General features: G+C 39.2%; 6 protein-coding genes. All 6 read left to right on the top strand.

What is annotated here, in order from left to right:
* Positions 1-162: 162 nt before the first annotated feature.
* The 6 genes from MUN42_RS07485 (at position 163) to radA (ending at position 7,438) form a co-directional block, all read left to right on the top strand.
* Positions 163-1,491 carry a sugar ABC transporter substrate-binding protein gene (locus MUN42_RS07485; RefSeq protein ID WP_243344050.1) on the top strand — a complete coding sequence of 443 codons (1,329 nt, stop codon included), beginning with the start codon at positions 163-165 and terminating at the stop codon, positions 1,489-1,491.
* A gap of 48 nt (positions 1,492-1,539) precedes the next feature.
* Positions 1,540-1,956 (top strand): hypothetical protein, encoded by a 417-nt coding sequence (locus MUN42_RS07480; RefSeq protein WP_243344049.1) that lies wholly within the window; start codon positions 1,540-1,542, stop codon positions 1,954-1,956.
* A 2-nt stretch (positions 1,957-1,958) separates the two neighbouring features.
* Complete coding sequence (locus MUN42_RS07475; protein ID WP_243344047.1) at positions 1,959-3,986, top strand: sugar ABC transporter permease; 2,028 nt, start codon at positions 1,959-1,961, stop codon at positions 3,984-3,986.
* Between the two features lies 1 nt (position 3,987).
* On the top strand, positions 3,988-4,881 hold the full coding sequence (locus MUN42_RS07470) for a sugar ABC transporter permease (protein WP_243344046.1): 894 nt from the start codon (positions 3,988-3,990) through the stop codon (positions 4,879-4,881).
* 9 nt (positions 4,882-4,890) lie between these two features.
* A complete protein-coding gene (gene ugpC / locus MUN42_RS07465; protein WP_243344043.1) occupies positions 4,891-5,976 on the top strand; it encodes a sn-glycerol-3-phosphate ABC transporter ATP-binding protein UgpC in 1,086 nt (361 codons plus the stop codon).
* A gap of 79 nt (positions 5,977-6,055) precedes the next feature.
* Positions 6,056-7,438 carry a DNA repair protein RadA gene (radA, locus tag MUN42_RS07460; RefSeq protein WP_243344040.1) on the top strand — a complete coding sequence of 461 codons (1,383 nt, stop codon included), beginning with the start codon at positions 6,056-6,058 and terminating at the stop codon, positions 7,436-7,438.
* The last annotated feature ends 114 nt before the right edge of the window (positions 7,439-7,552 follow it).

Genomic DNA, 7,552 nt, shown 5'->3' with positions numbered 1-7,552 from the left:
AGTAGAAAAAATATGCTTACTTAAATCTCTAACTAGGAAGGTTAGGGATTTTTTATATGTTCATGGCTAGTAGATCAATTAAAAAAACTTTATTTTAATTGAAAATTGTTGTATAATAAGATATACAGTATATAACGTTTTCACGAACAAATGGAGGAATATATGAAAAATAAATTTAAAGCCCTTATGGCATTATCATTGGCAGGTCTTCTTGCTTCTTGTGGAGGAAATTCTAATGAAGCTGAAGAAGCTAGTAGTGCTGAACCTAGTGAGGTAGCTGGTACTTTGAGTGTTCAAGTTGAGGAAGATTGGCTTGACCATTATGAAAAAGCTGCAGCAAGGGTTAAGGAAAAGTATCCAGATGCAGAGATCGAATTTAAGACAGTAAGTTCTTTTGACCACCTTGATATTATCGATGCAACTGATGCTGGTAACAAGGATGTAGCAGATCTTTTTGCTATACCTGCTGATAGACTTTATGGTCTAGTAGGAAATGATGTTTTGGGAGCTATTGATTCCAAGAGTCTAGCTGAAGAAATAGGGGGATGGGATGATTTTGATGCTGGTATTGGTGGCAACTTCAATATAGATGGTGAATATTTTGCCTTCCCTTATAATATCGAAACTCTTATTACCTATGTAAATACTGCAAATGCTGAAGCGAATGGGGTTAATAAGGATGAACCTATAGAGATAGCAGGAGAAGGTAATGATGCTGCAACAGTTCTCTTCCCAATTTTTGATGCTTGGTATGGTGTAGCTGCTACCAATTCTTCTGGAGTAGAGCTTCTAGGTATGAAGGAAGATGGCACTTTGTATTCTGACTTTACTAAGGAATGGAGTGAGCTTGAAGATGAGAAGAAGGCTACAGTAAAGGCTATGTATGATTATTGGAAACAACACAACGAGGCTGGTAGCGAATTGTTCGACCCAGATGCTGGTTGGGGCTATATAGACAAGGAATTTACAACAGGCAACAAGGGCGTTGCAAGGCTTGGTGGAGCTTGGGATGCTGCAAGTATTTCTGAGCAAGCAGGAGAAGGCAACCTAGAGATCTTCCCAATCGACCACCTAACTATAGCAGGCAAACCACTTAACCACTGGCAAGGTGGATGGGGACTTGCAATAAATGCTAGGATAGAAGGAGATGCTAACAAGGAAGCCATAGCCAAGGAGATGATTAAAGAAATTGTCAATCCAGAATTTGCCATAGATCTCTATAAGGCAACAGGGAAGGTTTTGGAAAATGTGAAGAATGAAACTTACCAAGAATCAGACCTTCCAGATTCAGACAAGGCTATAATTGATGCTACAATCAAGTCTTATGAAGATGCTCCAGCTAGACCATTATTTAAGGAATGGGGAAGCGTATGGGATACTTATAAGAATGCTATCCTATCATGGAACTCTGTAAAACCTGCTAACGAAGAAGAAGCTTACAAGGAATTGAAGGCATCTTTTGATGCTATGATGGTAAATTTTAATAATTAGAAGAATGAGTGCTGCTTGAGTGGACCTTTGGCAGCACTTTAGAATGTTATGGCTAATAATTACAAAAAAGAAAAAAGAGATAAGTTTATACTTAAGGTTTTGCTAGTATCAGCCCTTTTGATCTTGGTCTATTCTATGGAGGCCTTGATGCTGGCAAAGGATGTGGAAGTTTATAGGGAGATTCATGCTATAAATCAAGGACTTTCCCACAGAGCTTATTTGACTACTGTGATAGGAAGTTTTTTAATTAGGGTAGTTAGTCCTGTCGCTATTTCCCTCTATACATTTTTTATGATTCATAAGACAGGAGTAAATCTAACCTACAAGATATTTTTTGCTGGTATGACCTTAATTGAGCTTGTAAATATATTTTTTCAATTTAGAATTGGCTCGATATTTTATTATATAGAAATTATTCTAAACATTATTTTATTATTCATTATTGGAAGAGAAGAAAGGATGTAGGTATGAAGTATGAAAAATACCTTATAGACGAATTAGGAGAAAAACATCCTAGAAAAAACCAGTATATAATTGACTTGATAAGGGCAGAGGAAGAAGGCAAGGCTAAGGTATCTAGCAAGGACCACCCTTATAATAAGGCAATAGAAAAATATAAGAAAGACAAGAAAGACCTTCTGGCTAAGGCCCAAAAATCCTACAAGGAAAATTCTTCAAAGACAGATGATAGGAAGCTAAAGGACCTCTACAAAAGAAAATTTATGGCAGAGGCTATGATCGCTTTCTATGAGGAAAATAAGGACCTATCCTATGATAGCGAGCTTGACTACAAAAAAGCCCGTCTTGAATTAGAAGAAATCCCTAAGATTATTGATAAAAATACCAGGCTTAAGAGGGCCTATCTAGGGGCAGAGGAGAAGCTAGGGGCCCTTAGCAAGGAAGAAATCGAAGTTTCTAGGAAGCTGATAGATGAGGATAAGAAGATCTTGAAGGAAAAGCACGAGGCCAACCTATCATCTCTAAAAGAGTCTTATAGGAACAAGACCATTTCCAAGAAAGCTTACAAGAGCGAAAAAGAACAGGAAAAGCAAAGGTTCAAGGATCAAAATAAGTCTATCGACTATCAAAATCCAGAAACCTCCCTAAAAGAAGAGCTTGAGTCTATTAAGTACAGGATTGATAAGGATCTGAAGACAGATAAAAAGATCCTAGAGGGGGACTTGGCAGAGCTAAGGCGTAGGACTCCGGTAGAAGTGGCTAAGACATCTGCCTTTAGGTCTATCATATCAGCGCCCATACCAGGCCTTGGACAAATTCTTAATGGTCAGTTAAAGAAGGGAGCCTTGTTCTTATTAGCTTCCCTTTTTATCTACCTAATAGCCATTCCCTATGCCCTAGGCTTTGGTAACTACCAAGGTCAAGGTCTTGCAGGGCTAGTAAGCCTAGCCCAAGGGGGCAAGAGGCTAGATAGGTCAATTCTCTTTATGATAGAGGGAATTTTGGCCCTAGTTTTTGTAGTCCTTGCGGCCTTTATCCTTATAATGTCCTTTAGGGATGTAAGAAAAGTAGAAAAAAGAGAGATGGCAGGTATTAGACCTAATAATTTCTTCGAGACCAAGAAATTCGTAAGTTCTGAGGGCTTCCCTTACCTAATAACAGCTCCTGCTCTTTTGGTAATTATCTTTATAGTTATAGTTCCTATCTTGACAGCGATTTTGATATCCTTTACTAATATGGACCCTCAAAATCAAAACAAGTTTAATTGGATAGGACTTTCTAACTATATAACTATAGCAAGGGGTAAAGGTATAGCAGGTCAGGCCTTCTGGCATATCTTTGGATGGACTATAGTATGGACCCTGGGTGCATCAACCCTCGCTATCCTCCTGGGCTTTGTCTTTGCCCTTATGGTCAACAATGAAAGAGTTAAGGGTAAGAAGTTCTTTAGGACAGTTTATTTATTACCATGGGCGATTCCGGCCTTCATTACCATAATGTTCTTTTCAATCATGACAAGTCGTGGGGGAATAATAACCGAGACGGTAAATTCGCTCTTTGGTGTAGGTCTAGATATTAAGAATAATACTATGCAAACAAGGCTTGCCCTAATACTCCTCCAAGGTTGGCTGGGACATTCCTATATTTTCCTATTGACAACAGGAGTTTTGCAAGCGATACCTAAGGACTTATATGAAGCTGCAAGCATTGATGGAGCTACAGGCATCCAAAGGACCTTCAAGATTACTATTCCTTTGGTTCTATTCCAAATAGCCCCTATGCTTATTAACCAATACACCTTTAACTTCAATAACTTCTCAATAATTTACCTCTACAACCAAGGAGGACCTTTCAATCCTAAAGTTTATGGTAACCTAGCAGGAAGTTCAGATATCTTGATCTCATATATTTACAAGCTAACTATGGAGAATCAGTATCAGGCTATAGGTGCTGCAATTACAGTCTTTATATCCATAATCCTTATTGTGATTTCATATTTTGGATATAAAAACTCTTCAGCCTTTAAGGAGTATTAGTATGTTTAAGAAAAAGAAAAAAGAAAACTTATACCTCTCAGACCTCCAACCCTTGAGTACGGCAGGGAAGTTTGTCTTGGCTATAAGTTACCTTATATTGTTTATTTGGGCAGCGATTATCCTTGTTCCCTTGGTGATAATGGTCATCTCATCCTTTAATGGAAACCAAGGCCAATATATTTCCATGAATGGGACCTTTGTATTTTCCCTAGAGAACTTCACCTACCTTTTTAAGGAAACGGAGTTTTTGAGGTGGGTGTGGAACACGTTAAAGATTGCTACAGCAACCACCCTCCTAACCTTGATCTTTGTATCTTTTACAGGCTATGCCTATTCTAGATTTAGGTTTAGGGGTAAGAAGGCAAGCTTGATTACTATAATGCTAGTGCAAATTATTCCGGCCTTTGCAGGAATTACAGCCTACTACGCTATCCATTCCATAATATCAGGGACCTTGCCTGTATTTTCTAGGTCGGCTATGCTTGTTTTGATCTATTCAGGTGGGTCAATAGCGACTAATACCTTTATCCTTAAGGGGTATTTGGATAGTATTTCCAAGGAGCTAGACGAGGCGGCCAAGATAGATGGGTGTTCCAACCTCCAAGTCTATAGGCTAATTATCATGCCACTGGCAAGGCCTATGCTTGCAATAATAGCCCTCCAATGTTTTATAGGGCCCTTCCTGGACTATATGATGCCAAAAATACTTTTGACAAATCCGGGCGAGTACACTCTTGCGACTGGCTTGTTTACCCTAATAAATGATGTGAGAAATATGAATCAACCAGCCTTTGCTGCTGGAGGATTTTTGTCAGCCATTCCTGTAATGCTTCTTTTCTTGGCCTTACAAGATGAGCTTGTCGGTGGACTTTCTTCAGGTGCAGTTAAGGGATAGGAGTTAAAAATGAGAGTAACATTAGATAATATAGGTAAAAAATATGAGGGGCGTGAGAAATTTACTATAAGACACATTAACCTCGATATAGATGACAATGATTTTTGTGTAATATTGGGTCCTTCTGGTTGTGGTAAGTCAACCTTATTGAGGATGATAGCAGGACTTAACTCAATAACAGAAGGAACCCTTAAATTCAATGATAAGATTATGAACAAGGTTGAGCCAAAGGATAGGGACATAGCCATGGTCTTCCAATCCTATGCCCTCTACCCCCACATGACAGTCTATGACAATATGGCCTTCTCCTTGAATATGAAGAAGGAAAGAAAAGAAGTTATAGATAAGAGGATCCAAGAAGTAGCTAAGATTTTGCAACTAGAAGAATACCTCTATTCAAGACCTTCAGATATATCAGGTGGTCAAAGGCAAAGAGTTGCCTTGGGTAGGGCTATAGCTAGAAATCCTGCAGTCTTCTTGATGGATGAGCCTTTGAGTAACCTTGATGCCAAGCTTCGTGAGCAAATGAGGGTTGAGATAGTAAGGATCCACAACCAACTAGATACGACAAGTATCTATGTAACCCACGATCAGACCGAGGCTATGACTATGGCTACCAAGATAGTCTTATTAGATAAGGGGATTGTCCAACAAGTAGGAGCCCCATCAGAATTTTACCAAAGACCAAATAACCTCTTTGTAGCAGGCTTTATAGGATCTCCTACCATGAACATCATGAAGGGTAAGATTAAAAACGGACTCTTTGTCAATGAATCAGGAGAGGTTAGGGTTAGACCAAGTGAGAAGGACGAGGCTAAGATAAAATCCTACGAGGGTAAGGACATCTACCTGGGCATAAGGTCAGAGAGATTTATATCTGAGAAACGTGATTACAATAGTATAAATGTAACTATTGATGTAATCGAGATGCTGGGTAAGGAGCAACTCTTATACACCAAGCTAAAAGATGGCACCAACCTAACCATAAGTCAGCCTGGCTATATAGACTTTAGTAAGGGCGAAAGCCATGACTTTACCCTAGACCCTGAAGCCCTCCACTTCTTTGATGGAGAAAGCGAAGAGAGAATTAATTAAGAACTTAGAGAGCCTTTGTGAGAGCAGGGGCTCTTTTTTGCTATAAAAGTGTATAATATAAGATAGTTTAGGAGGGCTTATGGCTAAGGTAAAAAAAGTTTATGAATGTGGAGAGTGTGGCCACAGACAGGCAGTATGGGCTGGCCAATGTCCATCTTGCAAGTCTTGGGGGAGCCTACGAGAAGTTACAGTCAAAGAAGATAAGAAGAAAAACCAAGAAATTATTTCGGATAAAAACGCCAAAAAATTGGACGAAATCCTAACGGATAAGTCCCTAAGGATCAAATCATCCTACGAGGAGTTTGATAGGGTTGTAGGTGGAGGACTTGTTAGGGATTCAGTATCAATCCTTACAGCAAGGCCTGGTGCCGGCAAGTCCACCCTCCTCCTCCAATTATCGAAGTCCTATGGAGATTTAGGCTACAAGGTAATCTATATATCTGGAGAAGAAAGTGAGAGCCAGATTAAGTCTAGAGCCGATAGGATTATGGATAACTTATCTGATAATATCTGGATCCTATCGACAAACTCTATGGACCTTGCTATAAAGGAAGCACAGAGAGTCGATGCAGATATAGTGTTCTTGGACTCAATTCAGACCTTTAGCCTCATAGAATTTGACAATAAGGCAGGAAGTCCAACCCAGACCATAGAGGTTGCCAATAAGGCAGTAGAGCTTGCCAAGGATGGCCCAAAGAAAAGGGCCCTTATAATGATAGGCCATATGACCAAGAAGGGGGAGATGGCAGGACTTAGGACATTAGAGCACTTGGTAGATACAGTAATGATCCTAGATGGGCAGAGCGAAGAAGACCTTAGAGTCCTTACTACTAGCAAGAACAGGTTTGGAAGGACTGGCGAGATTGGACTATTTTCCATGAGGGAAGAAGGTCTTGTAGAAATCAAAGACCCTAGCCTTTACTTTATAACAGAAAGGGAAAAGCCAGTAGAAGGATCTGCCATAGCTGTTGTAAAAGAAGGCAGTAGGTTACTTGAAGTAGAAATTGAGTCCCTAGTTTCCAAATCCTTCACACCATATCCTCAAAGAATTGGAGATAGTCTCAGGCGTGATGACCTAAATACATTGATATCAATCCTAGAAGAGAGGGCAGGACTTAACCTCTATGACCTAAATGTAATTATAAAAACAACAGGAGGCCTAAAACTAAGCGAGCCATCAGTCAACCTTGCCATCATGGTATCCATAGCATCATCCATGCTAAAGGTCCCTATTAAAGAAAAAACTGTCTTTATAGCAGAAGTCGGCTTAACTGGTGAGCTAAAAAGAGTTCCATCAATCAGGCAAAGACTAAAAGAAATCGAGAGACTAGGCTACAAGAAAGCCTACGTAGCCAGGGGATCAGCCAAGCAAGAAGACTTTGATAGCCTAGAGCTTGTCCAATTATCATCCATTGGAGATATAATAAGGGATGTATTTAAAGAAAATTACAAAAATTTGTAATATCTACACAAATATGATGTATAATGGTAATTACTAAGGAGATATATTTGAATCTTTAGTAATAACTAGTATAATTAATAATCGTAATCAATAGTTGATGAAAAAGGAGATAAT

Source organism: Anaerococcus sp. AGMB09787, assembly GCF_022808955.1.
Classification (GTDB): Bacteria; Bacillota; Clostridia; order Tissierellales; family Peptoniphilaceae; genus Anaerococcus.
Note: the sequence above shows the minus strand (reverse complement) of the source record. Positions and strands in the feature narration are given on the sequence as shown.

Bases quoted from the DNA above. Each gene is read 5' to 3' on its own strand.
- MUN42_RS07480 (WP_243344049.1), top strand. From the start codon at position 1,540: ATGGCTAATAATTACAAAAAAGAAAAAAGAGATAAGTTTATACTTAAG.
- ugpC (WP_243344043.1), top strand. From the start codon at position 4,891: ATGAGAGTAACATTAGATAATATAGGTAAAAAATATGAGGGGCGTGAG.
- MUN42_RS07475 (WP_243344047.1), top strand. From the start codon at position 1,959: ATGAAGTATGAAAAATACCTTATAGACGAATTAGGAGAAAAACATCCT.
- radA (WP_243344040.1), top strand. From the start codon at position 6,056: ATGGCTAAGGTAAAAAAAGTTTATGAATGTGGAGAGTGTGGCCACAGA.
- MUN42_RS07470 (WP_243344046.1), top strand. From the start codon at position 3,988: ATGTTTAAGAAAAAGAAAAAAGAAAACTTATACCTCTCAGACCTCCAA.
- MUN42_RS07485 (WP_243344050.1), top strand. From the start codon at position 163: ATGAAAAATAAATTTAAAGCCCTTATGGCATTATCATTGGCAGGTCTT.